This is a genomic window from Lysinibacillus sp. RU7, from assembly GCF_057837305.1.
The window spans coordinates 1-25,455 of record NZ_JBYQFK010000030.1 but is presented as its reverse complement, the minus strand read 5'-3'; the positions used below and the strand labels follow the sequence as shown (position 1 = coordinate 25,455).

28 protein-coding genes are annotated in these 25,455 nt (G+C 37.0%); 7 read left to right on the top strand and 21 right to left on the bottom strand.

Going from position 1 to position 25,455, the window contains the following annotated elements; genetic code table 11:
• Positions 1–522 precede the first annotated feature (522 nt).
• The gene (locus AC3II9_RS18095; RefSeq protein WP_489157682.1) at positions 523–927 is read right to left on the bottom strand and encodes a hypothetical protein; all 405 of its coding nucleotides are present in this window, start codon (positions 925–927) and stop codon (positions 523–525) included.
• A 140-nt stretch (positions 928–1,067) separates the two neighbouring features.
• On the opposite strand from AC3II9_RS18095, the gene AC3II9_RS18090 reads away from it, so the two are divergent.
• Positions 1,068–1,559 carry a hypothetical protein gene (locus AC3II9_RS18090; RefSeq protein ID WP_489157681.1) on the top strand — a complete coding sequence of 164 codons (492 nt, stop codon included), beginning with the start codon at positions 1,068–1,070 and terminating at the stop codon, positions 1,557–1,559.
• A gap of 196 nt (positions 1,560–1,755) precedes the next feature.
• Here AC3II9_RS18090 and AC3II9_RS18085 read toward each other — a convergent pair whose 3' ends face one another.
• The 3 genes from AC3II9_RS18085 to AC3II9_RS18075 all read right to left on the bottom strand — a co-directional run bounded on the left by AC3II9_RS18085 (position 1,756) and on the right by AC3II9_RS18075 (position 4,239).
• Positions 1,756–2,817 carry a S26 family signal peptidase gene (locus tag AC3II9_RS18085; RefSeq protein ID WP_489157679.1) on the bottom strand — a complete coding sequence of 354 codons (1,062 nt, stop codon included), beginning with the start codon at positions 2,815–2,817 and terminating at the stop codon, positions 1,756–1,758.
• Positions 2,804–3,313, bottom strand: a complete 510-nt coding sequence (locus AC3II9_RS18080; protein WP_489157677.1) for an RNA polymerase sigma factor — start codon at positions 3,311–3,313, stop codon at positions 2,804–2,806. The genes AC3II9_RS18085 and AC3II9_RS18080 overlap by 14 nt, the downstream gene beginning before the upstream one ends.
• A 227-nt stretch (positions 3,314–3,540) precedes the next feature.
• Positions 3,541–4,239: a CPBP family intramembrane glutamic endopeptidase gene (locus AC3II9_RS18075; protein WP_489157675.1), complete on the bottom strand. Its 699-nt coding sequence runs from the start codon at positions 4,237–4,239 to the stop codon at positions 3,541–3,543.
• Between the two features lie 92 nt (positions 4,240–4,331).
• On the opposite strand from AC3II9_RS18075, the gene AC3II9_RS18070 reads away from it, so the two are divergent.
• Positions 4,332–5,105: a MerR family transcriptional regulator gene (locus AC3II9_RS18070; protein ID WP_489157674.1), complete on the top strand. Its 774-nt coding sequence runs from the start codon at positions 4,332–4,334 to the stop codon at positions 5,103–5,105.
• A gap of 149 nt (positions 5,106–5,254) precedes the next feature.
• Here AC3II9_RS18070 and AC3II9_RS18065 read toward each other — a convergent pair whose 3' ends face one another.
• Together AC3II9_RS18065 and AC3II9_RS18060 are read right to left on the bottom strand one after the other, a co-directional pair.
• On the bottom strand, positions 5,255–6,658 hold the full coding sequence (locus AC3II9_RS18065) for a DHA2 family efflux MFS transporter permease subunit (RefSeq protein ID WP_489157673.1): 1,404 nt from the start codon (positions 6,656–6,658) through the stop codon (positions 5,255–5,257).
• Positions 6,659–6,762: 104 nt separating this feature from the next.
• Positions 6,763–7,254, bottom strand: a complete 492-nt coding sequence (locus AC3II9_RS18060) for a PCYCGC motif-containing (lipo)protein (protein ID WP_489157671.1) — start codon at positions 7,252–7,254, stop codon at positions 6,763–6,765.
• A 297-nt stretch (positions 7,255–7,551) separates the two neighbouring features.
• Here AC3II9_RS18060 and AC3II9_RS18055 point away from each other — a divergent pair, with 297 nt between their 5' ends.
• Positions 7,552–7,860, top strand: a complete 309-nt coding sequence (locus tag AC3II9_RS18055; protein ID WP_489157670.1) for a PAS domain-containing protein — start codon at positions 7,552–7,554, stop codon at positions 7,858–7,860.
• Positions 7,861–7,903: 43 nt separating this feature from the next.
• On the opposite strand, the gene AC3II9_RS18050 is transcribed toward AC3II9_RS18055, so the two are convergent.
• Positions 7,904–9,028, bottom strand: coding sequence for a DUF1835 domain-containing protein (locus AC3II9_RS18050; RefSeq protein WP_489157668.1), 1,125 nt, complete (start codon positions 9,026–9,028; stop codon positions 7,904–7,906).
• 159 nt (positions 9,029–9,187) lie between these two features.
• On the opposite strand from AC3II9_RS18050, the gene AC3II9_RS18045 reads away from it, so the two are divergent.
• Positions 9,188–9,433 carry a YkuS family protein gene (locus tag AC3II9_RS18045; RefSeq protein ID WP_391370675.1) on the top strand — a complete coding sequence of 82 codons (246 nt, stop codon included), beginning with the start codon at positions 9,188–9,190 and terminating at the stop codon, positions 9,431–9,433.
• 97 nt (positions 9,434–9,530) lie between these two features.
• On the opposite strand, the gene AC3II9_RS18040 is transcribed toward AC3II9_RS18045, so the two are convergent.
• Both AC3II9_RS18040 and AC3II9_RS18035 read right to left on the bottom strand, forming a co-directional pair.
• Positions 9,531–10,592, bottom strand: coding sequence for a S26 family signal peptidase (locus AC3II9_RS18040; RefSeq protein ID WP_489157666.1), 1,062 nt, complete (start codon positions 10,590–10,592; stop codon positions 9,531–9,533).
• Positions 10,585–11,103 (bottom strand): sigma-70 family RNA polymerase sigma factor, encoded by a 519-nt coding sequence (locus AC3II9_RS18035; protein WP_489157664.1) that lies wholly within the window; start codon positions 11,101–11,103, stop codon positions 10,585–10,587. The genes AC3II9_RS18040 and AC3II9_RS18035 overlap by 8 nt, the downstream gene beginning before the upstream one ends.
• A gap of 424 nt (positions 11,104–11,527) precedes the next feature.
• On the opposite strand from AC3II9_RS18035, the gene AC3II9_RS18030 reads away from it, so the two are divergent.
• Positions 11,528–11,899 carry a nucleotide excision repair endonuclease gene (locus AC3II9_RS18030; RefSeq protein WP_489157663.1) on the top strand — a complete coding sequence of 124 codons (372 nt, stop codon included), beginning with the start codon at positions 11,528–11,530 and terminating at the stop codon, positions 11,897–11,899.
• 216 nt (positions 11,900–12,115) lie between these two features.
• Here the strand turns inward: AC3II9_RS18030 and AC3II9_RS18025 are convergent, their stop codons facing one another.
• Positions 12,116–12,379 (bottom strand): stage V sporulation protein S, encoded by a 264-nt coding sequence (locus AC3II9_RS18025; protein WP_489157661.1) that lies wholly within the window; start codon positions 12,377–12,379, stop codon positions 12,116–12,118.
• Between the two features lie 342 nt (positions 12,380–12,721).
• On the opposite strand from AC3II9_RS18025, the gene AC3II9_RS18020 reads away from it, so the two are divergent.
• Positions 12,722–13,234, top strand: coding sequence for a DUF3231 family protein (locus AC3II9_RS18020; RefSeq protein WP_489157660.1), 513 nt, complete (start codon positions 12,722–12,724; stop codon positions 13,232–13,234).
• A gap of 59 nt (positions 13,235–13,293) precedes the next feature.
• Complete coding sequence (locus AC3II9_RS18015; protein WP_489157658.1) at positions 13,294–13,572, top strand: gamma-type small acid-soluble spore protein; 279 nt, start codon at positions 13,294–13,296, stop codon at positions 13,570–13,572.
• A gap of 220 nt (positions 13,573–13,792) precedes the next feature.
• Here the strand turns inward: AC3II9_RS18015 and AC3II9_RS18010 are convergent, their stop codons facing one another.
• The 11 genes from AC3II9_RS18010 to AC3II9_RS17960 all read right to left on the bottom strand — a co-directional run bounded on the left by AC3II9_RS18010 (position 13,793) and on the right by AC3II9_RS17960 (position 25,094).
• A complete protein-coding gene (locus AC3II9_RS18010; protein ID WP_391370659.1) occupies positions 13,793–15,331 on the bottom strand; it encodes an acyl-CoA carboxylase subunit beta in 1,539 nt (512 codons plus the stop codon).
• Positions 15,332–15,347: 16 nt separating this feature from the next.
• On the bottom strand, positions 15,348–16,127 hold the full coding sequence (locus tag AC3II9_RS18005) for an enoyl-CoA hydratase (RefSeq protein WP_489157656.1): 780 nt from the start codon (positions 16,125–16,127) through the stop codon (positions 15,348–15,350).
• Positions 16,112–17,032 carry a hydroxymethylglutaryl-CoA lyase gene (locus AC3II9_RS18000; RefSeq protein WP_489157655.1) on the bottom strand — a complete coding sequence of 307 codons (921 nt, stop codon included), beginning with the start codon at positions 17,030–17,032 and terminating at the stop codon, positions 16,112–16,114. The genes AC3II9_RS18005 and AC3II9_RS18000 overlap by 16 nt, the downstream gene beginning before the upstream one ends.
• Before the next feature lie 13 nt (positions 17,033–17,045).
• Complete coding sequence (locus tag AC3II9_RS17995; RefSeq protein ID WP_391370651.1) at positions 17,046–17,258, bottom strand: acetyl-CoA carboxylase biotin carboxyl carrier protein subunit; 213 nt, start codon at positions 17,256–17,258, stop codon at positions 17,046–17,048.
• Between the two features lie 92 nt (positions 17,259–17,350).
• Positions 17,351–18,712 carry an acetyl-CoA carboxylase biotin carboxylase subunit gene (locus AC3II9_RS17990; protein WP_489157653.1) on the bottom strand — a complete coding sequence of 454 codons (1,362 nt, stop codon included), beginning with the start codon at positions 18,710–18,712 and terminating at the stop codon, positions 17,351–17,353.
• 13 nt (positions 18,713–18,725) lie between these two features.
• Positions 18,726–20,369 carry an AMP-binding protein gene (locus tag AC3II9_RS17985; RefSeq protein WP_489157651.1) on the bottom strand — a complete coding sequence of 548 codons (1,644 nt, stop codon included), beginning with the start codon at positions 20,367–20,369 and terminating at the stop codon, positions 18,726–18,728.
• A gap of 43 nt (positions 20,370–20,412) precedes the next feature.
• Positions 20,413–21,555 carry an acyl-CoA dehydrogenase family protein gene (locus AC3II9_RS17980; protein WP_489157649.1) on the bottom strand — a complete coding sequence of 381 codons (1,143 nt, stop codon included), beginning with the start codon at positions 21,553–21,555 and terminating at the stop codon, positions 20,413–20,415.
• 104 nt (positions 21,556–21,659) lie between these two features.
• On the bottom strand, positions 21,660–22,280 hold the full coding sequence (locus AC3II9_RS17975; RefSeq protein ID WP_489157648.1) for a TetR/AcrR family transcriptional regulator: 621 nt from the start codon (positions 22,278–22,280) through the stop codon (positions 21,660–21,662).
• Between the two features lie 174 nt (positions 22,281–22,454).
• Positions 22,455–23,108, bottom strand: a complete 654-nt coding sequence (locus AC3II9_RS17970) for a CoA transferase subunit B (protein WP_489157646.1) — start codon at positions 23,106–23,108, stop codon at positions 22,455–22,457.
• Positions 23,105–23,812, bottom strand: a complete 708-nt coding sequence (locus tag AC3II9_RS17965; protein ID WP_391370635.1) for a CoA transferase subunit A — start codon at positions 23,810–23,812, stop codon at positions 23,105–23,107. Before AC3II9_RS17965 ends, AC3II9_RS17970 begins: the two co-directional genes overlap by 4 nt.
• An 805-nt stretch (positions 23,813–24,617) precedes the next feature.
• The gene (locus AC3II9_RS17960; protein WP_489157644.1) at positions 24,618–25,094 is read right to left on the bottom strand and encodes a DUF4240 domain-containing protein; all 477 of its coding nucleotides are present in this window, start codon (positions 25,092–25,094) and stop codon (positions 24,618–24,620) included.
• Positions 25,095–25,455 lie beyond the last annotated feature (361 nt).

Below are 25,455 nucleotides of genomic sequence, written 5' to 3'. Positions count from 1 at the left end.
GTTATCCAATCCCTACTTTGTACTAAAAACAAAATTCCCTTGTAGAAATTAAAATCACGATAAATAACAAAAAAATAATAAAATCCCTCATTTAGATACATCATGGTGAACCGTATCATAAATAGTAGTAAACTCCATTCTCCACAATCTGGAGCAAGTGTTTAATAAGAGTTAGATTTTTAAACGACTTTATTGTTATATTTTTCAAACTCGTCCCAAATTTAGAATATGGTTATTAAAATTAGCAAACCCCTCTTACATTTTTCGTAAGAGGGGCTGGTTATTCTATTTACATATTTTTCAATTAATAATTGTTGTGCTATTAATAATAAAGCACTCATTGTCCAATAAATCGGCACTATCCATAGATGTAACAGACTAAAAATGCGCATCATAATTGGATTAATGAATACCATTATTTTTTCATTTGTCGCTTGACTTTCATCTAATAGTGAAGTTCAGTCGTGGCAAGTAAGACTTACTTAAATGGGAGAGTCACTTCATTTTTAACATTACTAGCTCTTATTGTTTAATCATTTGTTCGTTGATTAGGCGTTCTTTATCCTCCAAATTAAATACACCAGGTGTCCAACTTGGAAGTATCCCATAACCTCCAATAATCGCTTCTTCGGCTTCAAATAGTACTGCTTTCAAACGTTCTCCTTCCATATCTTTTTCTTTTAACTCATAAGAATATTTTGTAACTTCCTCCCCTAAATACTCACTTAAAACTGTCACACCACTCGCTTCATAATTACTAAGCATTTCATTAGGAATATCTAATATATAGGTTTCCATTTCCATAGACTCTTTTATTTCCCATCCTTTATTTAATAAATATGTTTCATGCTCTTCCTTAACAATTTCTTGTCCACAAGCAGAAACAAACAATATTCCGACAATTAAGAAAAATATTCTGATTTTCATAGTATCACCTCCATCTTCCTGAATGGTTTTGCATTTTTAAATGAAACAATTTATTCTATTTGAGGAATTCCCGTATAATACTTCTTAATTTTATACAAACTGCACTTGAAATAAATAATTACAATATAAGGAGAAAAAGAATGACAAGGATTTTAAAATATATTCCTCTTCTACTGATTTCAACTTTCCTTTCCTTCACGCTTTTGGCTAATGCGGAGAAAAATTCAAATAATGATAGTGAAGTTAAAAATACCGATATAGTACAAAAGAATAATGCTGATTTAATTTTAGCTAATAATACTGATTTAATGGACTTGGAAAATAATGATAATGTAGAAAAAGAATACGAATACAGTCTAAAATATAACTACGAAGAAATTTATGAATTATTAAACTTAACTGAACAAGAGTACGATGCCTACTGGAAGGAAGGTCTTTCTATAGCAGAAATGGCAAAAAAACAAGGCATTGACAGAGGAATTTTAATGGAGTACTTCGTGACTTTTCACCATAACGTATTAAAAGAATGGCTAGTACGTGATAATGTACCCGAACGTCTTTATTTCACACAAGTATATCGCTTAAAAGATGAAATTAATGAGTTCATTGATCGCAACCCGAATAAGCAATAAATATTAAATAGTATCAAAATAGCATTTTTATAAAAGGACAGCAAACTATATAAATCAAATAGTGATAAACTTCCCTATTGTAACGGTTTATAATATCATGCCTTTACCAACCCTTTAAAGTTTCTATCTAGTGAAAAAGGAGACTGTAGACAAATTTAAAACCTTGGTTTGTTTACAGTCTTATTCTATTAATACACTACTCAATCTTGGAAATTTTCCAAACATCATTGATTTTTTGAAATTCTACAGTAACAAACGGAATATCCCAACCTTTGATATGCATGCTTGCTGTACCTTGGTAAATAGATGCCGGAACATGTTGAAGCATTTCCTCAAATTTCTCCTCATGATAGATCAAATCATATGGCCATACAATACTAAATTCTTTTAGAGCTAATGCTTTCAATTTAGGAACTGTATTATGATTATCACTCACTGTAAATAAATACGTTTTTAAAATCATTTCTGGTGACACACCGATTAAATATTGTTCATCTCCCGTTTCTAAATAGCTTGCCACTTGCTCTTGTTCATCTGTTGAAGAACGTTGTATATGTTCGATTTTATAAACCTCTTTTGCTTCTTTAGCCATTAAAACAGGGGCATTTATCCAATCGTAAGAAGCAATGACATAATCAAATGTATTTACTTCCAGTTGTTCTGTTAGCTTCACTTCAAGTAGGTTCCCGCCCTTCTCTTCAAAAACGTTCTTCTCCATCCCTGCAAAATAATATTGCTCGAACAGTTTGTCATTTATATATAATTGACCATTTTCTACTTTTACTCGGTCATTCGGTGTGGCGATAACATTTCCAATCATCGGAACTTTTTGCTTTTCATCAAGCACCCCTACTAAATCCCCTATCTCTAAAAGATCACTATCTGTCACTAATGTAGTGTATAGATTAAAATGACGTTTCTGAAATATGTGCTGACGGTCATCATAATAGTAAAGCTCACTATTCCATTGATCCATGTCGGCTACCGACACGGATTCTCCGTCCCCCACCATCACATCGTAAATGGTTGTAAATTCAATAGGAGGCGTTGTACCTGTTTCAATTTGTGAAGAATTTGTATTCAGTAACATAAAGCTTCCTACTATCACAACAACGACAAACGTAAAGGACGCTACTATCGGGATGAATCCCATACTTTGCTTCTTTCCTTTTTGACTTAATACGCTTCTTTTTACACGTTGCTTTTGAGCTGATGAAATCGGTGTTTGCTCTTCTAATCGTTTCTTAAAGTGATTCATGTAAAAGCACCTCCCATTGTGAGTCATCTAAATATCTTCTCAGCTCATCTCTTGCTCGTTTTAAACGTGACCTTACCGTACTTTCATTCAATACGAGTAATTGTGCAATTTGGACGGTTGAAAGTTCCTCAAAATAATACAATACAATGGTTTCTCGGTATTTCTCATTTAGTTTCATTACAGCCTGTAGCAATGTTGTTTTTTCATTTGAAAGGACGATTTCCTGTTCGGCACTTTTTGCATTTTTAAATGGGAGAAAAAGTTGCCACCTTTTTTTCTTACGTAAATAGTCGTGACAACGATTAATTACAATTTTCCTCAAGTAATTTTTGAGAGAAGCCTCTCCCTTATACTGTTCCGCTTTTTCATAAAGCGCAATGAAGCTTTCCTGTACAATATCTTCTGCTACTTCCCAGCTTTGTACATAAAAATACGCAAGCCGCAATAGGTGCTCGGTATGCAAATCCATTGCTTCATGTAACAGTTCCTCTCGCATCACATCACCTCATTTTCACGCTATAGACGATAAAAATTGGAATTCGTTGCAAAAAAAATTTCATTTGTTGATTTAATATGTATAACATGTCACAGCTAAGATACTTCATTAACTTTTACCCCTTACACCAAATAATAAAAGCAGAGGAAATAACCTCTACCTTTTTTGAAATCATCGAAATCTATTGGACATATAGATAGAAAATATGCACGACTCAAATTGTATTTTTAAGAAATCAATGTCATGAGAATAGCAATTCCGTTAAAAGCTGCATGGATCATAATGGCCGGAATAATTGAACTAGTTTTTTCATATGTCCAGGCAAAAATCAGCCCTGAAAGAAAAGTAATAGGCAATGTATTATAAGTGGGAATATGCACGATCATAAAGATAAAGGGGCTTACCAACAAACTTATCGTTACGCCATATTTTATACGCAACCACTTATATAAAAATCCACGATAAAATATCTCTTCATAGATTGGCGAAATAATGGATGCTGATATAAATCCTATAAGGATCGTTGTGCCATTTACATCTGTTTTGAGTGCTTCTGTCTTATTATTTTCCCAACTGATTTGCAATAAGTCCATCAGCAAAAGAATACTTATACTTAAAACTATAAGGACCATTAACCATAAAATAATCCATTTCCAATACGATAAAGGAAATCCACGTAGCCCTATTGATGCCCAACTAAGTTTATGCGGTTTTAATGCGATAAAATAAGTGCATAGAACAAACACAATAGCCATAATAGCGCCTGTAAGAGTGCCTGCATATAAACTGTTTTGCAATAGCTGTTCTATCAGTCTCTGCAAGTATCCTTCTACAAAAATGGGGATAATCACTAATACGACGAACAGCAATATTCCCCCTTCTCTCCAGCTCCATTCTTTTTGAGACCATTTATTTTGATTATTCATTTTTGTTCTTCCTCCTCCATCATTTCTATGCTATCTTCATCATATATGGTGACGTTACGTAACCTTCAACCACTTTTTTCAAGGAGGAAAATATGGAATATTTTACGACAGGTGAGGTTGCTAAAAGGTTGAATATGTCAGTACGAACTTTACGCTATTACGATCAAATCAACTTAGCCGTACCATCATTAAAAGATGAAAATGGGAAAAGGTTTTATTCAGAAAGTGATTTGTTATTATTGCAAAAGATTTCATTATTAAAAGAAACATCTATGTCTCTCAAAGATATTGAACAAATTATTAATGATCTCTCCATTGAAAAAGTACTAACCGTACATAAAATGCAGCTAGAAACAGACAAAAAAGCACTTGAACAATCGCTTCTTCATACTCAAACACTATTAAACGTCTTAAAGATTGAGGGGAAATTGCACTGGATGCAATTGTTACCTCTACTTACTAAAAACAAACAACAAAAACTAGAACAAAAACAACTGTTATTGAATCAGCTATTTAATGAAGAAGAACAAGTTCAGCTAATAAAGAGTTTACCAAAAATGGAGGATTCTCAAGGAAACATTACAAAGTGGATAAATATCATTAAACGAATAGAGCTATGTATAGAAGAGGAACAAATACCGCATTCACGTCACGGTCAACTGATTGCTGAAGACATTTTACTATTATCTGAGGAAACATTCGGAGATAATCAAGTACTCGTTGAGGCATTTTGGCAAATTAGGAAAGATGAAGAGCAATCTGCTACGATGCAACTATATCCTATAAAAAAAGAAATCATTCAATTTATTGAGGAATGTATCACATATTACGAAAATAATCACCACCGTACTTCCATAACGAATTAAGATGAGGATTATTGATTGAGTCACTTTACACATGTCATATTTAAATTTTATAATAATTAAATCCCCCTAAATCACTGAATTTTAGGGGGATTCGTTTATAATTAGTCATATTCTTGAATAAAACCATTTTAAATAATAAGCATTTCGATTTAATCCACCGTTGAAGCACCATAAGCCATCTGCAATAAATTGCGAGAGCAAACCCACAGCAGCGGGATAACAAGCAATGTCACTAGCCCGCCTACGATTAAAATAGTTGATACATTTTGTGTAAATGCTTCTCTATACGGAATGCCTTGCCCTTCCATCAATAACGTAATGGCACTAATGACAATAGAAATGACGGTTAAAGCCACGGCACTGAATGTTTGACGGAGCCAGTTTAACACAGCAGATCCGTGACCGCTTAGTTCTTTCGGGACTTGACTCATCCCCGCAGCACTTACTACCGTGAACGTCACCGCAATTCCCATATTCCGTAACGTTAACGCTACCATTATAAATACAATGGATGTATTTAAATCAATTTGCCCTAATAAAAACGAACCAATGACTGTCCCCGTAACACCGACAATTCCTAACACAAGCATTCGCTGATGGGAATAGTGGTTGCCTGCAAATAAGTTAATAATGCCCATACAGATAGCAGCTGGCATGAGGATGAGCCCTGTTTCCAACACGGAAATCCCTCTTATATCTTGTAAATAAATCGGCATAAATAAGGTAGCCGCATACAAATTAAACAACAAGAAAAAAGAAATGAGTAACCCGTATGTATAGGACGGGATTTTAAACACAGAAAGCTTTAAAATCGGATTTTGCTTTTTAAAGCTATCGAACACATAAAACATAATGAGTGTACAGCCAACTAAGAATAGTGAGATGCCTAATACGAGCTGTGTTTCAACGATATTGAGCGAATATACAATCCCTACCGTGCCAAAAACGATAAGCAAAAAACCTTTCGTATCAAAACGCGCCAATAACGACGATTCTTCATTTGCTTTTAAATAATATTTTGAAAGAATGACGACCGCTACACAAAACGGGATATTAATTAAAAATAGCCAATGCCAGGATAGCGAACCGACTAAAAAGCCTGCCAATGTTGGACCAATCGCAGGACCAAACATCGCACCTAATGTCCAGAGACTTAAAGCGAACGGTTGCTTTTCCCGTTCAATCAATAAATAAATGAGTGTCATACTCGCTGGTACAATAACTCCTGCCGCTAACCCTTGCAAGAAACGGAAGAATATGAGTGATTCAATAGACCATGCCACACTACATAGCAAGGAAGAAATCGCGAAAACGATAATGCCTCCGACAAAAATCTTTGCAAATGTATAACGGTCCCCTAGCCAGCCCGTAATTGGCGCAATTAAACCGTTAGCGAGTAAAAAAATACTCGCCACCCATTGAACCGTTTGTAACTCGCTACCGAAAATCGTCATAAATGAAGACAACACAATATTAATGCTTGAAGTGCTTATAATCGCCAAAAAGTTGCCAATCATTAAAATGAATAAAATCATCTTTTGATTTGAAGTCATCACATCAACACCTTTACTTATTCTTTCTATTAATACTCTAAGAAGCATATAAGTATTTATGTACATTTCTAGGTGTTTATTCAATGGTGCATGGAGTTAACTCATTATGCTGGCATTTCTGTTGGCGTCGGCGTTGCGTAGCCTTCTTTGTAATATTCGTCAATCGCTTGACGGATTTCTTTTAATGACTTGCCTTCTTGATGCATCTTCGCTGAGCTTAATGCAATCTCAACACATACATTACAACGTGTACCATGGTCATCCCAAACAACTGAACCGTCTTCTTTAATTTCTTGCACGAAACAATTTAAGTTACTTTTATGACCAGCCGATTCTCCACACCCACAATAGCATGGCATCCATTGTAAAATATCTGGTGCTTGGCCTGCGATTTGATAAGTTGCACGCATTAAATCCGTTTGTTCATCTAAAAATGAAGGTAAAATGTCTGCACTCTTCGTTTCCTCTTGTATATCTCCTGTTACATGATCATGCTGTTCATGCCCTTGGTCATCTGTCTTCTGTTGTTTTACTTCATCATTATTACAAGCTCCTAGTAGTAAAGTTACTGCTAGTAAAAAAGACCATTTCTTCATAAATCTATCTCCTTTGAAAAATAACTAATACCCTTATCATAACGTATTTAACAGGCGAATGATAACTTTAGGTACAGGAAGCTAATTGAAAAAATATAGTTGCTAGAGGACTCGGCTTCCAGAAACAGCTCTTAGATTAGGTTCAGCATACATTGCTTAACTATGCAAATGGTTCCTCAATCTGCTTTTGTACTCTAGAATCTGCTAAATTCCCTTAAAAATGCACTTTTAATTGATAACAATTTTCAATAAGATTAATATGATAATAAAGCTCTATATTATTGGAAATTGAAGGTGATGACTATTTTACATCCTAATTCTTTAAAGCATTTTCATCTAACGACGCAGCAGCTACATGATATTCAAACCGCTTTAGATGAATCAGCTATTGTGGCTATTACAGATCATCGAGGTGTTATTCAATATGTAAACGATTATTTTTGTCAAATATCAAAATATACAAAAGAGGAACTGATTGGGCAAAATCATCGAATGATTAATTCTGGTTATCATTCAACATCCTTTTTCAAAGAAATGTGGGAGATGATTAGCGGTGGCAACACGTGGCATGGTGAAATTTGCAACAAAGCAAAATATCGAAGCTAGTTTGATGAAACTGTTTCAAAATATCTTCGATTTCAAAGAGGAACTACCGCAGTCTTATACTATAGTGCCTCATTGATTTTGGGATTCCTTTCAGCTCAAGTAGCCCACTATAAATTAAGTGTCTAATGCGATATTCGAAAAAGAATAAATCAATATGCCCTTTCATTTGTTCCATTAACTCCCCAATAACGATGTTAGTTTTAATAAATTCCTTCTTCTCTTGCTTACTATGTAACTTTCCAACTACTTCCAGTATAAATGGATCTATATGATGTTCGGGTACACCGTGTATTTCACCGTCTATCCAAAAACGTAACACTTCCTTCGTTTGAGCGAGCTTTTCCCATTCCGTATAAAATTGTATGCGTTTTTCCTTGCATAATGGATTGTCTCTTTTATGATGCTCAAATAACAGCCCCAAAATATTAGAATCCATTTGACTTGTCTGGAGAACAGGTCGTTCTTCCCCTGGCTTACAATATTTCTCGTAAAGTGCTGTGGAATTGATAAGAAATATCTCATTTGTCTTTTGGCGCAATAAATAAAGAATAAAGCGAAGCCCCACTTGTTCATTTGCATTATCTCCATACCAAATATAGATTGGAGTATGATGTGGGATATCTTCCATTTGACGTAGTGTATTGGCAAACTTGTGTTGATAGTCGTCATCTTCTTGTTCATAGTTGATATTGTCGTATAACCATTCATTTCGAGAAATCTGCCCTATTTTTTCATCTAATTTCCATAAGGGACCAATTGAAAAGGAGTCTGGAAAACCAATAACCGTCTTAGGGCGAGTTAATGCTACTCGCAAAGCCCCTGCTGCCGACTCTGACATCACAATATGCATAACGCCTTGCTGTTCAGGCAATTTACTAGATGCCCGTAACATATGACGATTTTTTTGAATATGCGTATTTATTTCTTCTAGCATAATGCTCAGTTCATTTTGTCCTATCCATAATCCACTTCCTTCGATTACCTTATGTTCTTCGTGATTGAATTTTTCAAATATAGTACCATTCTCTATTTCATACACCTTCCACATATCACTTGTTAGTAAATCTTCTTTAGTTAAATAATCCTCCGATTCAATTCGATAAACCATCACGACATTTGGTTCGATTAAAAAGTACACAAATGGATAATTAGCTCTTGTTTTAATCACACTCAACTCCTTTTCCATTATTTTACCACATGAACTTCTAAGCATGATTTTGTTTCTTAAGAAAAAGTATGCCCGTTAGTTGCGTAATCAACTTTAAAAACAAAACGTGAATAATTAGCATTGTGATATGACACATTACAAATAGGAGGTGGAACAATCATGTCTAAAATAATTGGTGTTGAACAATCATTAACAAACGTTGAAGATGCTTTAAAAGCAAAAGGTTATGAAGTAATTCAGCTTCGTAACGAAGAAGACGCAAAAAAAGTGGATTGCTGCGTAGTGACAGGACAAGATACAAACGTTATGGGAATTAGCGAGACAATCACTTCAGGTCCTGTCATAGAAGCGAGTGGTCTTTCTGCTGATGAGGTCATTCAGCGCGTAGAGAAATTTTTCCACTAATATGATGAAAATGGTGCTGCCTAGAATTTTCAAGGCAGCACCTATTGATTATATATATGATTCGATGCTTGTCATGTTGATGATATCATATACTTCCCTATTCAAAACGTTTAACTGACCAAATATTTAACGCCGAATCCTTCTGCATATAAATGTTTTTTTCAACCGTTCCCGGTATTTTATATGAAATAGTTGCTTCTGTTTCACTCACCATTGTGACTGTACGATAATTTGTAAGTGAAAATAAAACAGGTTGATAGCTAAGAGGAATAGTTGCACTACCAAAAACCTCATCAATTCGTGTATTGGTTAAATTTGATATTAAGACAAGGTCGAGAAATTGCTCGGGTCCGTAATCTTTTGTGCGAAAAGTACTTACATCTGTCTCTGTCCAAATATACTGCCCCTGTGAAAAAATAGCCTGTTCTGCCGATATAAAACCAACTGCTTTTCCTAACAAGTTTCTCACATCTGTAACGCTATCTTCAATAAATACGCCATCCACTCCTGGTGTATTACTAATTACATAATATTGATTGGCTTGTAATGTTTCAGCTTGACGATCCCGTACCATTTTGTGTTGAGATTTTTTTGCAAATTCTAATGTTTCATTGATATATAGGAGGTCATTAATAAAAATTTGACCGTCTGTTACACGAATCGTATCACCAGGCAAACCTGCAATCTGGTATGGAAGCAGTTCATTATTATGTTGAGATGTTGTTTTATAAAATGTAACGATATCCCCTACTTTGTAAAATTCACTACTCAACTCGTATGTGCCAATTCGTTCAAAAACACCGTAATAATTCTTTGTTATTCCGTCTTTAACAAGGGCAGAGCTTAATACATTACGGTGAATATATTGTGTATCTTGTATTGTAGACAAAATCGGAAAATCATACATAGTAGTAAGAGGTCGGGCTTCTTGTCCCATATTTTCCTCTGTTATAAAAGTGCCTGATTCGTTTGATACGTTCAAAATGACTATGAAGATTATAGCTACTAATAACACTTGTATACTCGCTATTTTCCAAGAATACTGTATCTTTTTCGGTGCTCCTTGCCGCATATATTGCTGAACACCACGTTGAATATTTTGCTCTTGCTTTACCGTATCTCCCATCATCCGATCAAGCTTTTCTTTCCAGTCATTCATGTCCAAGCACCTCCATTTGTACATCGTCTAATAGCATTTTTAACAATTTACGTCCACGTGCAAGCCTTGTTTTGACTGTATTTTCATTACATTTAAAAAAACTAGCGATTTCTGCAATTGATTGCTCGTCATAGTAAAACAAAATAATCACTTCTCGGTATTTGATTGGCATACTAAAAATAGCTTGCTGCAATAAATTTCGTTCCTCTTGTTCTACTAACTGTCTTTCACTACCACTTACTTTGGCTGTTATGATTTCAAATAAATACGTTTTCCTCGTACTCCATCTTTTTAAATAATCTTTACAGCGATTAACCGTCATACGTGTCAAATAAGTTTTTATGGATGCGCGTCCCTCATAATAATGCATCGTTTCATAATGCTTAATAAATACTTCCTGCACAATATCCTCTGCTACATCCCAATCCTTCACATATAAATAGGCAATCCGAACAAGATGTCTCGTATATTCATACATCAATTGCTGCATTTGCTCCTCTTTTCCTTCCAAATAAATCCCTTCTTTCTTTCGGCACCTTACAGACGACAAATTCTAGAAATAGTTTCAAAATTTCCAACTAAAAATAATGCTGACTAAAAGTTCGGATGAAATGTAAAAAGTGTACGTTATATTTGATTAGAATATTGATTCTTTTAAGAATAACTTAATCAAACAATTGGTCAATTTTATATGTAAAATATTTTTTATTTCATATGGAAAAAAATTTTTTCTTATTTACTTAACGTGAGAAGTTGTGGTTATTTGTTGATTTGTGCGAGGGGTTTATTTAAAATTAAAATTATAATGTCGGATAATTTGCAATTAGCGCATCGGTTAATTTATTTATTTTTCCATTCATTATTTTAATGAAATTAGGCATTATAGTATTTATATGTTATAATTTACTTTTACTATTTATAAGGACGTGACGATTTTGATTAAAATTGAACTACCAAAACCGGATCTTGTTATCCGCCAACGTGAACAAGTACTGAAGCCTGGTGATGTGGAAATTACACCGTATTTCGGCTTCATCGATTTCCATAAGATTACACGTGACAAAGGCGGTATTTTCTTTTTCTACAATCAAGAAAATGAATTACTATTTGTCGGCAAAGCACGTAAAATCCGTCAACGCATTAAAAAGCACTTTGAAGATAACGTATCACCAATGAAAAAATACCGTGATGAAATTCATAAAATTGAAGTATACGAAATTGAAGATGCGATGGAACGTGAAATTTACGAAACTTACGCTATTAATACGTTAAGAGCGAAGTACAATATTGAGAAAGTTTTTTATTAATATTGATACAGTAAGGTCTTCGCTTTTTGGCTAGTTCCAGTATTACTAATTATTAAAAAATGCACAGGCACGTTATTTTAGGGGAAAAATACAAAATATTTATGCCAATAGCGGTCACATACTTTATGTGGCCGCTTTCGATTTGAACTCCTTTTATGCCGAAAAACCGCCAAGCTCCGGTTAACTGGCGGTTTTGCTATTTCGTGACCATACAAATTACTTACGTTTTTCAACCATTAATTTTATAGCTGTCCGGTCTTCACCTTCGATTGTAATATCTGCAAATGCAGGTGAACAGATTAGATCATCCCCCATCGGTGCAATGAAACCTCGTGCAATGGCAATAGCTTTTACTGCTTGATTCAATGCACCCGCACCAACTGAATGAATTTCAATTTTATTGTGTTCTTTTAATGCTGCAACAATTGCACCTGCTACAGAGTTTGGATTAGATTTTGATGATGTTTTTAATATGTCCATTATTCTATCCCCTTAGTTTATCACTATAGTTTTTATACTTATTTTACCATAAAACCCTAATATTTACTTTAAATAATTTTGTTCAATCTACTGAAAAACAAGTAGATATATACTGTTTTTGAGCGTATTGGTGTGATACTACTTAAGAAAATCAGCAATAGCGCAAGGAAAATATACAATTGCACTATAGAGTCCAATGCGTATAAACTTTTATATTTTGGTGGTTACTGATTATTTTTGACGTATTGTTTAGTAACAATAAATTATTGATGAATTTTTTTTCAACTTCCAACCATACTATCCTTGTCTGACATGACCAAAATGAAAGAAGGAAGTGTAAGTATGGGTATACTTAGTGGCAATCCAAAAGACGAACCATTACATTACGGCGAAGTGTTTGGTGTATGGACAAATCTCGCAGCAAACTATGGTCTAATCGCTGGATACCAAACATTTTATAATCATACTGGCGATGAAGATTTACGAAAAATGATTGAAGATATCATCCAAGTTGCAAGAGACGAAGTAAAGATGTTAGAAAACATCTTAAAAACAAATGGTGTCGGATTACCACCAGCACCACCTGAGCGTCCTGTAGCAAAACTTGAAGATATCCCTCCAGGTGCAAAATTTAATGATCCAGAAATTAGTGCTGCACTATCAGTAGACATGGCTGCTGGTTTAGTCGCATGCAGTCAAGCAATGGGGATGTCTACTAGAGAAGACATCGCGCTCATGTACGGTCAATTCCATACAAGTAAAGCACAGCTTGGTGCCAAACTGTTACGCCTTAATAAAAGTAAAGGTTGGTTAGTTCCACCGCCATTACATGTAAATTCCCCTGAAAAATGTTAATTTTTTTAAACGTATGATAAAACACTCTCTGTACAGACTAATTTCGGGAGGTGAAATCCATGACAAACAATAACAACCAAAATTTTAATCAAAACATGAACATGGAATTCGGAACTGAGACTGACGTTAACCAAGTTAAACAACAAATCCAACAAGCTGAAGCGAAAAAACAACAAGCTTCTGGTTCGAATGCAAATTATAGTAGCGCAATGAACGTGGAATTCGGAACTGAGACTGATGTTAACCAAGTTAAACAACAAATCCAACAAGCTGAAGCAAAAAAACAACAAGCTTCTGGTCGATTTGCAAATAACAGTTACGAAAACGGTAATAAATAAGTTCCTTAGCATCCCCAACCGGCAATCTTTTTTGCCGGTTTTTTGTTTTAGGAAATTGCACCCGTATGTATCATACAACTTCTTCTCTGCGTCTTAGGGATAAGATCATTATGCACGTTTAGATACTCTTTCATCGTTTTAACATTACATCGTTTAACAATCGATAAAATGTTTTATTTAAATGAAAATCCCCCGCTTATTCGCGAGGGATTGCTTCATTTTATACCGGGCTAACACCGTGTTTACGTTGTGTAAATGTTAGCTCTTTTGATTTGTATGCATCTAAGCGATTTTCTAATGTAGCGCGTAGCTCATTCGGCTCGATGACGTCGTCGATAATTAACTCTGACGCTAAGCGGTACACATCGATCTCTTCGCGATACTCGTTGCGGCGCTCTTCAATAAATGCCGCTTGCTCCTCTTTCGGTAATGCCGCAATTTTGTTCGCATACACCGCATTTACTGCTGCTTCTGGTCCCATTACCGCAATTTGTGCGCCCGTTAAAGCAATACATACATCTGGCTCAAATGCCGGACCAGCCATCGCATATAAGCCTGCTCCGTATGCTTTACGAACGATTACTGTAATTTTTGGCACTGTTGCTTCACTCATGGCGAAAATCATTTTCGCGCCGTGACGAATAATACCAAGCTTCTCGACTTGTGTCCCAATCATAAACCCTGGTACATCCGCTAAAAAGATTAACGGGATATGGAATGCATCACAAAGACTAATGAATTTGGCTGCTTTATCGGCTGAATCGTGGAATAATACACCACCTTTTACGCGTGGTTGGTTGGCGATAATCCCTACTGACTGTCCGTTAATGCGCGCCAAACCAGTAATGATTTCAGCAGCAAATAATTTTTTCACTTCACAAAACGAACCTTCATCGATAATGCGATTGATTAAATCATGCATATTGAACGGTGCATTTTGGTTTTTTGGAATGATGTCATCAATTGATTTTTCAAAAGTAGCCGGCAATTTTGGTGCTTCTACTTTTGGTTTGTTTTTAAAGTTATCTGGGAAGTAACTAATGTACTGACGTGCATAGGCAATTGCTTCTTCTTCTGTTTTTGCTAGTACGTCACCACAACCGGAAGTAGAACAATGCATTTTTGCACCGCCCATCGTTTCAAGGTCTACTTTTTCACCGATGACCATTTCTGCCATACGTGGTGAACCTAAGTACATCGATGCATTGCCTTCTACCATCACGACAACATCACAAAATGCTGGAATGTACGCACCACCTGCTGCAGATGGTCCGAACAATAAACAAATTTGCGGGATGCGACCGGACAATTTGACTTGATTGTAGAAAATACGCCCTGCCCCGCGACGGCCTGGGAACATTTCAATTTGATCTGTAATACGAGCACCTGCAGAATCTACTAAATACAGTAAAGGAACGCCCAGTTTTTCAGCCGTTTCTTGAATACGGATGATTTTTTCAACTGTTCTTGCACCCCATGATCCAGCTTTAATCGTTGAATCATTTGCCATTACACATACCGTTCGACCGTGAATTTTTCCGATACCTGTTACGACACCATCTGCAGGTAAGTCGCCTGCAAGTATATTGGCAAACGCTCCATCTTCTACTTGTAAACCTTCATCGAATAATAGCGCAAGTCGATCACGAACGAATAATTTTCCTTGCTCTGTATTTTTAGCGTGGTATTTTTCATGTCCGCCTTTTGAAATAACCTCTTTATATTCTTGATGCTTGTTTTCAACTGAAATATTTGTCATTTCTCCCATCCCCCTTTTATTTGCCGCTATAGATTGGTGAACGTTTTTCTTGAAAAGCTTTTAACCCTTCAAGTCGATCTTCCGTATATAGTAAACGGTTATACGCTAATGATTCGATTTGTAAGCCTGTGGCAATATCGGTTTGTATGCCATGATGAATGGCTGTCTTTGCTTGAACTAAAGAAAGTGGTGCATTTTTTGCCATTTCGGCAGCTAGTGCTTTTGCTTTAGTTAACAGCTCTTGCGGCGCTACAACATGCTCAACAATGCCATATGCCAATGCGTCATTTGCTGAGAGGCGACGTGCTGTATAAATCAGTTCCTTCGCTTTACCAACCCCAATTAAACGAGGGAGTCTCTGTGTACCACCAGCACCAGGAATAATCCCAAGCGCAGCTTCTGTTAAACCTAGCTTTGCCGTATCGCTTGCAATCCGAATATCACAAGCAAGTGCCAGCTCTAAGCCCCCACCAAATGCAACCCCATTAATCGCTGCAATGACTGGTTGAGCAAGGTGCTCAAAATGACTAACCGTTTTGCCGATTAAAGCGACCGTTTTCCGCACTTCTTCCTCGCTCATCCCTTTTCGTTCCTTTAAATCTGCTCCAGCACAAAATGCTTTCTCGCCATCTCCTGTCACAATCACGACGCGGATGGAACGATCATATTGAATCGTTTCTAATGCATCATTTATTTCATGTAGCATTTGAATAGATAATGCGTTCGCGGCTTCTGCTCTTGTTAGCGTTAAAATTGCAATACCGTCTTGTGCTTCTACCGTTACGAAATCTGGCATGACTCTTCCTCCCCTCGTGCAATTGCTACTTGCTTGGACGATAGCTTTTTCCCTAGAATTCCTTCTATATATAAGGCGGTTTGCTGGACGCGCTCTAGTTCTACACCTGTTTCAATGCCCATCTCATGTAACAAATACAACAAATCTTCTGTAGCGACGTTACCGGAAGCCCCTTGTGCATACGGACAACCCCCAAGCCCACCAATCGCACTATCAAATTTCGTAATGCCATGTGTTAAGCTTGTCACAACATTCGCCAGTGCTGTACCACGTGTATCATGGAAATGCATCGCTAGCTGTTCCGCCTTAAAATAACGCAACATTTCACTCAGCAGTGCATCCACCTGCGTCGGTACCCCAACACCAATCGTATCGCCTAGTGAAATTTCCGTAATGCCCATGTCAAGTAGCTTCTCCGCTACGCGCACAACTTGCGCTGGTTTTGTATAGCCATCATACGGGCAAGCAATGACTGTGGAAATATAACCGCGTACTGTTTTACCAGCGGCTAATGCCCCGTCCACCACTTCCTTTAATACAGGAAATGTTTCATCTATGGATTTATTAATATTTGATTGATTATGTCCTTCACTAGCAGACATGAAGACACTCACTTCGTCTATCTCTGCTGCTAATGCTCGCTCTAGTCCTTTAGCATTCGGCACAAGTGCGGCGTACGTAATATCCTTTTGACGTTTAATCGCTTTTAACACGTCCACAGCGTCCGCGAGTTGCGGAATCCATTTTGGATGAACGAAGCTCGTTACTTCGATGTAATCGAGCCCCGTTTCACTTAAGCGGTCAATTAATGCAACTTTATGTGCGGTTTCGATAAAGTTTTTTTCATTTTGCAATCCATCGCGTGGACCTACTTCTTTTAATTGCACTCGCTTTGGTAGTTGCATCGGTCACACTCCCTTATTCGATTTCTACTAAATCGTCATCAACGTTAATGAAGTCACCTTCTGCAGCGATGATACGTTTGACCGTACCTGCTTCTTCTGCAGCAATTGGGATCTCCATCTTCATAGATTCTAAAATGACTACATCTTGACCAGCCGCTACTTCTTCGCCCTCTTGCACTAAAACTTTCCACACTGTTCCTGCCATACTTGCTTTTACTATTGTCATATACTATCCCTCCGCTTAAAATAGAATGTAGAGAAGAGGCACGTTTTCGATGTGTTCTCGCCAAAGTTCAATCTTTCGCGCCCCTTCTCGACTTATTTACCTACTGCTGTTGCTTTTGGTAAATAATATTCCTCTACAAACTTTGTTGTTGTAATCCCTGTTAAAAACTGTGGGTGCGTAACCGTTTCTAGTAGCATTGGAATATTCGTTTCGATACCTTCTACTACATAGTTTCGTAGTGCCTCCGCTAACTTGCTACATGCTTCCTCACGTGTTGGCGCAAATACAATTAATTTCCCAATCATCGGATCATAGAATGGCGTTACATTGCTGCCCGTTTCGACTGCTACTTCGTGTCGAATTCCTTCTCCTTCAGGTAATTGGAGATGTTTAATTGTCCCTGGTGATGGGAAGAACGATACCGGATTCTCGGCATAAATACGTACTTCAATGGCATGCCCTTTTTTCACAATATTTTCTCTTGTAAACGACAGTACCTCACCATTTGCTACTTTTAATTGTTGCTCCACTAAATCAATCCCTGTAATTTCTTCTGTCACCGGATGCTCTACTTGTAGACGTGTGTTCATTTCTAAAAAGTAGAAGTTTTGATCGCGGTCTACTAAAAATTCAATTGTACCAGCATTTGTATAGCCAATATGCTTCGCCGCATCTACTGCTGCATCCAACATTTTTTGACGTGTCTCTTCTGAAATGAATGGAGATGGTGCCTCTTCCACTACCTTTTGATTACGGCGTTGAATCGAGCATTCTCGCTCAAATACAGGCACGACATTGCCATGTGCATCTGCTAGTACTTGCACTTCCACATGATGTGGCTCTGCAATGAATTTTTCGATAAACATCGTGCCATCTCCGAAGAAGCTTTGTGCACGTTTTTGATTGCCTTCAAACGCTTTTCGTAACTCTTCTTCATTGTTGACAAGCTGCATCCCAATTCCGCCACCGCCAGCTGATGCCTTTAACATGACTGGATAACCGATATCACTAGCAATTTTAGCTGCCTCATCCGTATCAGCAATCGGCTCATTCACACCTTGCACAATCGGTACGCCAGCTTGTTCCATCGTTTTACGTGCTTCTAGCTTACTGCCCATCGCTTGAATCACTTCTGATGTTGGACCAATAAATGTTAATCCTGCTTCTTCCACACGTTTCGCAAAACTAGCATTCTCTGAAAGTAGTCCGTAACCAGGATGAATTGCTTCAGCACCTGATTGTTTCGCTACATCAAGAATCGCTTCGATATTTAAGTAACTATGCAAAACGGGTGGTTTCCCGATACAATAACTTTCTGTCGCTTCTTTTACATGAAGGCTCTCTGCATCTGCCTCTGAATAGACCGCGACTGTTTCAATCCCTAGCTTTTTACATGTGCGAATAATGCGTCGTGCAATTTCACCACGATTCGCAATTAATACTTTTTTAAACATAGCGAAACCTCCCCTACTGTAATGCTTTTGAAAACCCTTGAAACTGCTCACGTAGCTTGAACTTTTGAATCTTTCCTGAAGCGGTCATCGGATAACTGTTGACGAAGTAAATATAGCGCGGGATTTTGTGACGAGAAATTTTTCCTGTACAAAATTCGCGTATTTCTTCTTCCGTTGCCGTTTGCCCTTCCTTCAAAATGATCCAAGCCGCGGCTTCTTCACCATATTTTTCATCAGGTACACCCGCTACTTGGACATCAAGTATTTTCGGGTGTTTATATAAAAATTCTTCAATTTCACGTGGATAAATATTTTCCCCACCGCGGATAATCATATCTTTTAAACGACCTGTTACACGAACAAAGCCGTTTTCATCCATCGTGCCAAGGTCACCTGTGTGTAGCCAATTATCTTCATCAATCGCATCAGCTGTTGCACCTGGGTTATTATAATACCCTTTCATCACAACATAACCGCGCGTACAAATTTCGCCTTGCTCCCCGCGTGGTAACTCTTTATTTGTACCCGGTTCAGCAATAATAATTTCGACATTTGGATGCGGACGACCAACTGTTTCCGTCTTCATTTCTAAAGAATCTTCCGGACGCGTTTGTGTAATCACTGGCGATGACTCTGTTTGACCGTAGCAAATTGTAATGTCTTTCATACCCATTACGTTAATGACATCTTTCATCACTTCGATTGGACAGTTAGAGCCTGCCATAACACCTGTACGAAGCGTTGATAAATCAAATTCCTTAATATTCGGTAAATTTAATTCAGAAATAAACATTGTTGGTACACCGTGAAGTGCTGTACATTTTTCTTTTTCCACTGTTCGTAGCACCACTTCTGGATGGAATTCTTGAACAGGCACCATCGTCCCACCTACTGATACGATTGTTAGCGTACCAATGACACAGCCGAAGCAATGGAAAAACGGTACCGGAATACATAACCGGTCCTCATATGTTAGCTTCATACATTCTGCAATATTAATCGCATTATTAATAAGGTTAGAATGTCGAAGCATGACACCTTTTGGGAAACCCGTCGTACCGGATGTATATTGAATATTGATGACATCATCATATGTTAAGGATTGTTTGCGTTCTGCAAGTTGTTCATCAGAAATGTTGACACTAGTAGCTAAAAACTCCTCATAACTATAAGTGCCCGGATATTTTTTATCACTAATCACAACTACGGTTTTCAAAAGCGGTAGGCGAGCACTTTTTAAATTTCCAGGCTCACATTCCTTTAGTTCAGGGCATAATTCATACATCGTGTCAATAAACGAATGGTCTCGGTATTGATCGATTAAAATCATCGCCCGTGAATCGGATTGCTTTAATAAATATTCTAGTTCGCTTGCACGATAATTCGTATTGACTGTGACAAGTGGTGCCCCCATTTTACCAGAGCCAAATTGTAGGCCAGGCCATTCAGGTACATTCGTTGTCCAGACAGAAAAATGTTGCTCTTTTTCAAGTCCAATCGCCATCAACGCTTTTGCTACTTTATCTGCATGTTCATTAAACTGTTTGTACGTCATTCGTACATCGCGATCTGCATACACTAATGCCTCACGTTCCGGATACTTTACAGCCTTTTCTTCCAGTAGCTCACCAATCGTTTGATAAACCAGTTCTGCCATACGCTTTCCTCCTATTATTCATTTGTCAAAGTTCTAAATAAGCTTAGCAACCTATAGCACGTGAAATAACAACACGTTGAATTTCGGATGTACCTTCCCCGATTTCCATTAATTTAATATCACGTAGATGACGCTCTACATCATACTCTGCCATATAGCCGTAACCACCATGAATTTGGATCGCCTGATTACATGTGCGGAAGCCCATTTCAGAGGCAAATAATTTTGCGAATGCGCCCTCTTTTTTGAACGGCTTGCCTTGATCTTTTAACCATGCCGCTTTGTGTACCATATTACGTGCTAATTCAATTTCCATTGCCATATCTGCTAATTTAAATTGAATTGCCTGTAGCTTGGAAATCGATTTTCCAAATTGCACACGCTCTTTCGAATATTGTAGTGCCTTATCGTATGCCGATTGTGCAATTCCTACTGATAGCGCAGCAATTGAAATACGTCCACCATCTAACGTATTTAAGAATTGGCCAAAGCCTTTTTTCTCGTCACCTAAAACATTTTCCTTTGGTACACGTACATTTTCTAATACGATTTCACATGTATTCGATGCACGAACACCCATTTTTTGATAGTCCGAACGAATTGTTACCCCTGGTGTATCCGTCGGCACAATAATTGCTGTTATAATGTTTTTACCACGCTCATCCTGTCCTGTAACTGCTGTTACAATGATTTGATGTGCATAACTAGCATTGGTAATCCAACATTTTTCACCATTGATTACCCATTCATCGCCATCTAAATGAGCTTTCGTACGTGTACCGCCTGCATCTGATCCCGCATTTGGCTCCGTTAAACCGAATGAACCTAATGTTTTCCCTTGCGCCATCGGAACTAAGTATTGTTGTTTTTGCTCCTCTGTTCCGAAGTTATAAAACGGTGTTGCCCCTAAACTAACGGCAGCTGCATAAGATAACCCTGTACCGCCACAAGCACGACCAATTTCTTCAACTGCTAGTGCATATGAAATCGTATCGCCGCCTGATCCACCATACTCTTCTGGAAATGGAATACCGAATAAGCCTAGCTCTGCCATTTTATCAAAGCTTTCTTTACGGAATTCATGTTTTTCATCTAGCTCTCGTGCATGTGGTGCAATTTCTGCCTGTGCAAACTCGTGAACCATATCACGAATCATTTGTTGTTCTTTCGTTAATTCAAAATTCATAGAATAATCCCCTTTCGATTTTCCGACTATTCAGTCTGTACCGACTAGTCGGTTTGTATTATTGATTTAAAAAACCAGTATGTTATATGCTGGTTGCTTCCGTTTTATTCTAATAAATGTTTTTTTGCAAACGCTTCTTCATATCCTTTTTCTGTCACGATGCCACGTAAAATAATATCATTAAAGTACAGTGTAATTTGCTCCATTGTTAAATGCCCATTTTGCCAATACCACTTGTATGTCCAGTTCACTAATCCAATGATTGCCATCGTCGTGATGGTCGTTGAAGTACTTTTCCTAAAATGCCCACTTGCTTTCCCGTCTTCGATCACTCGCTCGATTAGCTTACGGTATTCTGTTCTCTTTTCCTTAATGACCGTTTTATAATGAGCTGGTAAATACGCACTTTCATCGTAGAAAACGGTAATATGTCGCTTATACAAATGAAATACATTTGTAAATGCATACAGCATCGCACACACTTTATCAATCGGTGTTTCATATTGTTCATACGCTACTTTTGTTTCTTTTAAAACGTATGAAATAAATACATCGTGTATTTCATAGAGCAATGCATCTTTCGCTTTGAAATTATGGTAAAATCCACCTTTTGATGTACCTGCTATTTCAACAATTTCATCTACCGAAACGCCGTGATAGCCTTTTTCTTGAAAAAGATCTAGCGCTGTTTCGATAATGCGCTGTTTAACTGATTGTCTAACCATCGATTTTACTCCTCCTATAAACCACTCCTTATTCTTCGCGTCTATTTTACTGTCGAAATAACACTATTATACTATTTTTTGTCATTCCGAGTTTATTTACACTATATCATCTGAAAATGGTAGAGTCTACTAGAAAAACGCATAATTTAATCGAATTTTCTTTTTTTCTCTGTTTTATGCGTATTTTTTTAGATTTTCAGATACAGTAAAATCAGCTTCTGTTTTTTCTCGAATCTCTTCGACTGTTACATTAGGAGCCGTTTCAATTAATACCATGCCTTGCTCTGTGAAATCAAAAACAGCTAATTCTGTAATTAATCGATGAACGACCTTTTGTCCCGTTAATGGCAATGTGCACGTCTTTTTAATTTTAGATTCACCGTATTTCGATACATGCTCCATAATAACAATGACACGCTTGGCTCCTTGCACAAGGTCCATTGCACCGCCCATACCTTTCACCATTTTTCCTGGGATCATCCAATTCGCTAAATCGCCTTGTTCCGATACTTCCATCCCACCTAAAATCGCTACATCAATATGTCCACCGCGAATCATCGCAAAGCTATCGGCACTATCAAAAAATGATGCTCCTGCTACGGCCGTCACCGTCTCTTTTCCTGCATTAATTAAATCTGGGTCTACATCATTTTCTAGTGGATATGGACCAATACCTAATAAACCGTTTTCTGATTGTAGTAAAACTTGGTAATCACTCGGAATTTCGTTTGCTACAAGTGTCGGAATACCAATCCCCAGATTGACATTCATCCCATTTTGAATTTCTTGTACAGCTCGTTTCACAATACGTTCTTTCACAGATGTCATCCTACTACCTCCTCTGCTCTTGTTGTGCGCTTTTCAATTCTCTTTTCATACGATTCCCCTAAAATAACATGTTGCACATAGACAGCTGGTGTATGAATCTCATCTGGATCTAGTTCGCCAACTTCAACAATTTCCTCTACTTCTGCCACAGTAATTTTACCCGCCGTTGCGATAATCGGATTGAAGTTACGCGCTGTTTTTCGATACACAAGATTGCCTAATTTATCTGCCTTCCATGCTTTTACAAATGCAAAGTCCCCTACAATGCCGCGCTCTTCGATATATTCTTTTCCGTCAAATACTTTTACAGGCTTCCCTTCCGCAACAGGCGTACCAACACCTGTAGCTGTATAAAAGGCCGGAATACCCGCCCCACCTGCTCGAATGCGTTCTGCTAATGTCCCTTGTGGCGTTAACTCCACCTCAAGCTGACCGCTTAAAAACTGCTGCTCAAAAATTTTATTTTCGCCTACATACGAAGAAATCATTTTTTTAATTTGATTGTTCGCTAACAGTAAGCCTAGTCCCCAATCATCTACACCACAGTTATTACTCACAACGGTTAGCTCTTTCACGCCTTTTTGACGAATGGCCTCGATTGCTACCTCTGGAATGCCACATAGACCAAATCCACCAACTAAAATTCGAGCACCATCTTGTAAGTTCGACAATATTTCATGTATTGTTTTTTCTGTTTTTTGCATAAAATACCTCCTTTAAGTAAATTCAAGTTCATTATATACAAATTTACTTAAATTAGTAAACTAAAAATTCTAAAATTTTTAAATTTTGATAGAATAGTAATTCTATTTACTTAGAGCTACTAGTGAATAGCTTAGTGATGGAGCCTTTAGCGCACGAAATGATGTACAAAGAAATCTATACATACTATTTACTATATGCAAATGAGTACGCTTTATATGTATAAATCTATTAAAAAATCTCTTTCGGTAAATTGTGCTATTTGTATAGTATTGTACGTATACTGCATCTAAATCGACTACGTCATACTATTTACTTTTTAAGTTAATAATGATTTTTATTCATTCTATTGAACATGAAGGGAGGGAATGTATGTTATTAAAGCCATACGAAATCGTATTAGGACTATTTGCGGTCATTATCGGTATTGTAATTGGCATTATTATTAACATGACATTTATTTCAATTGGGTAAAACGATGAGATTGTTATTTACAAATAGTAAGAAGATGTTCTTTCTGAACTTTAAGTTATAGTAGTCAAGGGAAATAGCAAATTTAAAAGGCAACCCGCTATCGTCTTATCTAGGTAGGATATGTAACTGCCATACAAAAAATTCTTAATGAAATATAAAAGCTGTTTTCGCAAGGATTGTTCCTATTGCTTTATTTTATCTAATATGTAGAAACAGCCACCTCCAGATAGGAAGTGGCTGTACTTGTTATTAAACTAACGCACCCCCGTTACTTTAATAGGAAAAAAACAAACCTTTATAATTTGTTTTCCAACTTACTCAACACATTATGAACTAATCTTTCCATTTACTTTCGTTACAATATGTTTCGTAATCAAATTTTGGTGAATAATCATATTCCTCTTCATTTTTCATCTCAAATGCTTCACCTGCAATATAAAGAAGTGCTTCAAATTCCATATCCTCTGGCATTGACTTTGGATTATCTAGGACTTCGTAGTAAAATTGCCTTCCATTGGCCACCACTACACATCTTGAATATAGAAATACATCTGGTGAAAAATAAGTATCCTCGTTAATATATGCATCTTCACCAATATTCTTCGCATATTCTTTCCCATCTAAATCAAATAGCAATTTTGATAAAATATCGTCAAATTTGTATATATCTTCATCAGACTTTTTTGATAAATACTTAGTTGCCTTCTCTAAAACTTTTTCGTCATCACCTGTGTGTTTCCACTCAAACATATCTATTATATCCCAGAACTCATTTTCGTCCATTCCAGCATTGTTGGTTCTTTTTAACATAACTACACTCCTACCATTATTAAAATATTCATATTAAGAAAGTGAAAAGAAGCCCAAGTAAAATCTTATTTTATCATACCCATTATCTTTTAGTTTTATTTCACTAAACTGCTGCGTTAGTTGAAGAAGGCATCTACATTTAATGGTATCACAAAATTAATCTTACCCTTATTATTCAAAAGCAATAATCTGTACGAAAACAGACAATATAAAAAGTTTGATTATATATAATCAAACTCAAAACCTATAAATATAAGGTCTGGTCTGGTTTTATTATATTATTTAGGCTCTTCACCAAAACGTGTACTTGACCGCACATTCCGTTACGGGCGGACGCTTTCCGCGGGCGAGGTTGAGCCTC

Excerpts from the sequence above, each read along its gene's own strand:
- AC3II9_RS18095 (WP_489157682.1), bottom strand. The coding sequence starts at position 927 with ATGAAAATCAGAATATTTTTCTTAATTGTCGGAATATTGTTTGTTTCT.
- AC3II9_RS18090 (WP_489157681.1), top strand. The coding sequence starts at position 1,068 with ATGACAAGGATTTTAAAATATATTCCTCTTCTACTGATTTCAACTTTC.
- AC3II9_RS18085 (WP_489157679.1), bottom strand. The coding sequence starts at position 2,817 with ATGAATCACTTTAAGAAACGATTAGAAGAGCAAACACCGATTTCATCA.
- AC3II9_RS18080 (WP_489157677.1), bottom strand. The coding sequence starts at position 3,313 with ATGCGAGAGGAACTGTTACATGAAGCAATGGATTTGCATACCGAGCAC.
- AC3II9_RS18075 (WP_489157675.1), bottom strand. The coding sequence starts at position 4,239 with ATGAATAATCAAAATAAATGGTCTCAAAAAGAATGGAGCTGGAGAGAA.
- AC3II9_RS18070 (WP_489157674.1), top strand. The coding sequence starts at position 4,332 with ATGGAATATTTTACGACAGGTGAGGTTGCTAAAAGGTTGAATATGTCA.
- AC3II9_RS18065 (WP_489157673.1), bottom strand. The coding sequence starts at position 6,658 with ATGACTTCAAATCAAAAGATGATTTTATTCATTTTAATGATTGGCAAC.
- AC3II9_RS18060 (WP_489157671.1), bottom strand. The coding sequence starts at position 7,254 with ATGAAGAAATGGTCTTTTTTACTAGCAGTAACTTTACTACTAGGAGCT.
- AC3II9_RS18055 (WP_489157670.1), top strand. The coding sequence starts at position 7,552 with ATGACTATTTTACATCCTAATTCTTTAAAGCATTTTCATCTAACGACG.
- AC3II9_RS18045 (WP_391370675.1), top strand. The coding sequence starts at position 9,188 with ATGTCTAAAATAATTGGTGTTGAACAATCATTAACAAACGTTGAAGAT.
- AC3II9_RS18040 (WP_489157666.1), bottom strand. The coding sequence starts at position 10,592 with ATGAATGACTGGAAAGAAAAGCTTGATCGGATGATGGGAGATACGGTA.
- AC3II9_RS18025 (WP_489157661.1), bottom strand. The coding sequence starts at position 12,379 with ATGGACATATTAAAAACATCATCAAAATCTAATCCAAACTCTGTAGCA.
- AC3II9_RS18020 (WP_489157660.1), top strand. The coding sequence starts at position 12,722 with ATGGGTATACTTAGTGGCAATCCAAAAGACGAACCATTACATTACGGC.
- AC3II9_RS18015 (WP_489157658.1), top strand. The coding sequence starts at position 13,294 with ATGACAAACAATAACAACCAAAATTTTAATCAAAACATGAACATGGAA.
- AC3II9_RS18010 (WP_391370659.1), bottom strand. The coding sequence starts at position 15,331 with ATGACAAATATTTCAGTTGAAAACAAGCATCAAGAATATAAAGAGGTT.
- AC3II9_RS18005 (WP_489157656.1), bottom strand. The coding sequence starts at position 16,127 with ATGCCAGATTTCGTAACGGTAGAAGCACAAGACGGTATTGCAATTTTA.
- AC3II9_RS18000 (WP_489157655.1), bottom strand. The coding sequence starts at position 17,032 with ATGCAACTACCAAAGCGAGTGCAATTAAAAGAAGTAGGTCCACGCGAT.
- AC3II9_RS17995 (WP_391370651.1), bottom strand. The coding sequence starts at position 17,258 with ATGACAATAGTAAAAGCAAGTATGGCAGGAACAGTGTGGAAAGTTTTA.
- AC3II9_RS17990 (WP_489157653.1), bottom strand. The coding sequence starts at position 18,712 with ATGTTTAAAAAAGTATTAATTGCGAATCGTGGTGAAATTGCACGACGC.
- AC3II9_RS17985 (WP_489157651.1), bottom strand. The coding sequence starts at position 20,369 with ATGGCAGAACTGGTTTATCAAACGATTGGTGAGCTACTGGAAGAAAAG.
- AC3II9_RS17980 (WP_489157649.1), bottom strand. The coding sequence starts at position 21,555 with ATGAATTTTGAATTAACGAAAGAACAACAAATGATTCGTGATATGGTT.
- AC3II9_RS17975 (WP_489157648.1), bottom strand. The coding sequence starts at position 22,280 with ATGGTTAGACAATCAGTTAAACAGCGCATTATCGAAACAGCGCTAGAT.
- AC3II9_RS17970 (WP_489157646.1), bottom strand. The coding sequence starts at position 23,108 with ATGACATCTGTGAAAGAACGTATTGTGAAACGAGCTGTACAAGAAATT.
- AC3II9_RS17965 (WP_391370635.1), bottom strand. The coding sequence starts at position 23,812 with ATGCAAAAAACAGAAAAAACAATACATGAAATATTGTCGAACTTACAA.
- AC3II9_RS17960 (WP_489157644.1), bottom strand. The coding sequence starts at position 25,094 with ATGTTAAAAAGAACCAACAATGCTGGAATGGACGAAAATGAGTTCTGG.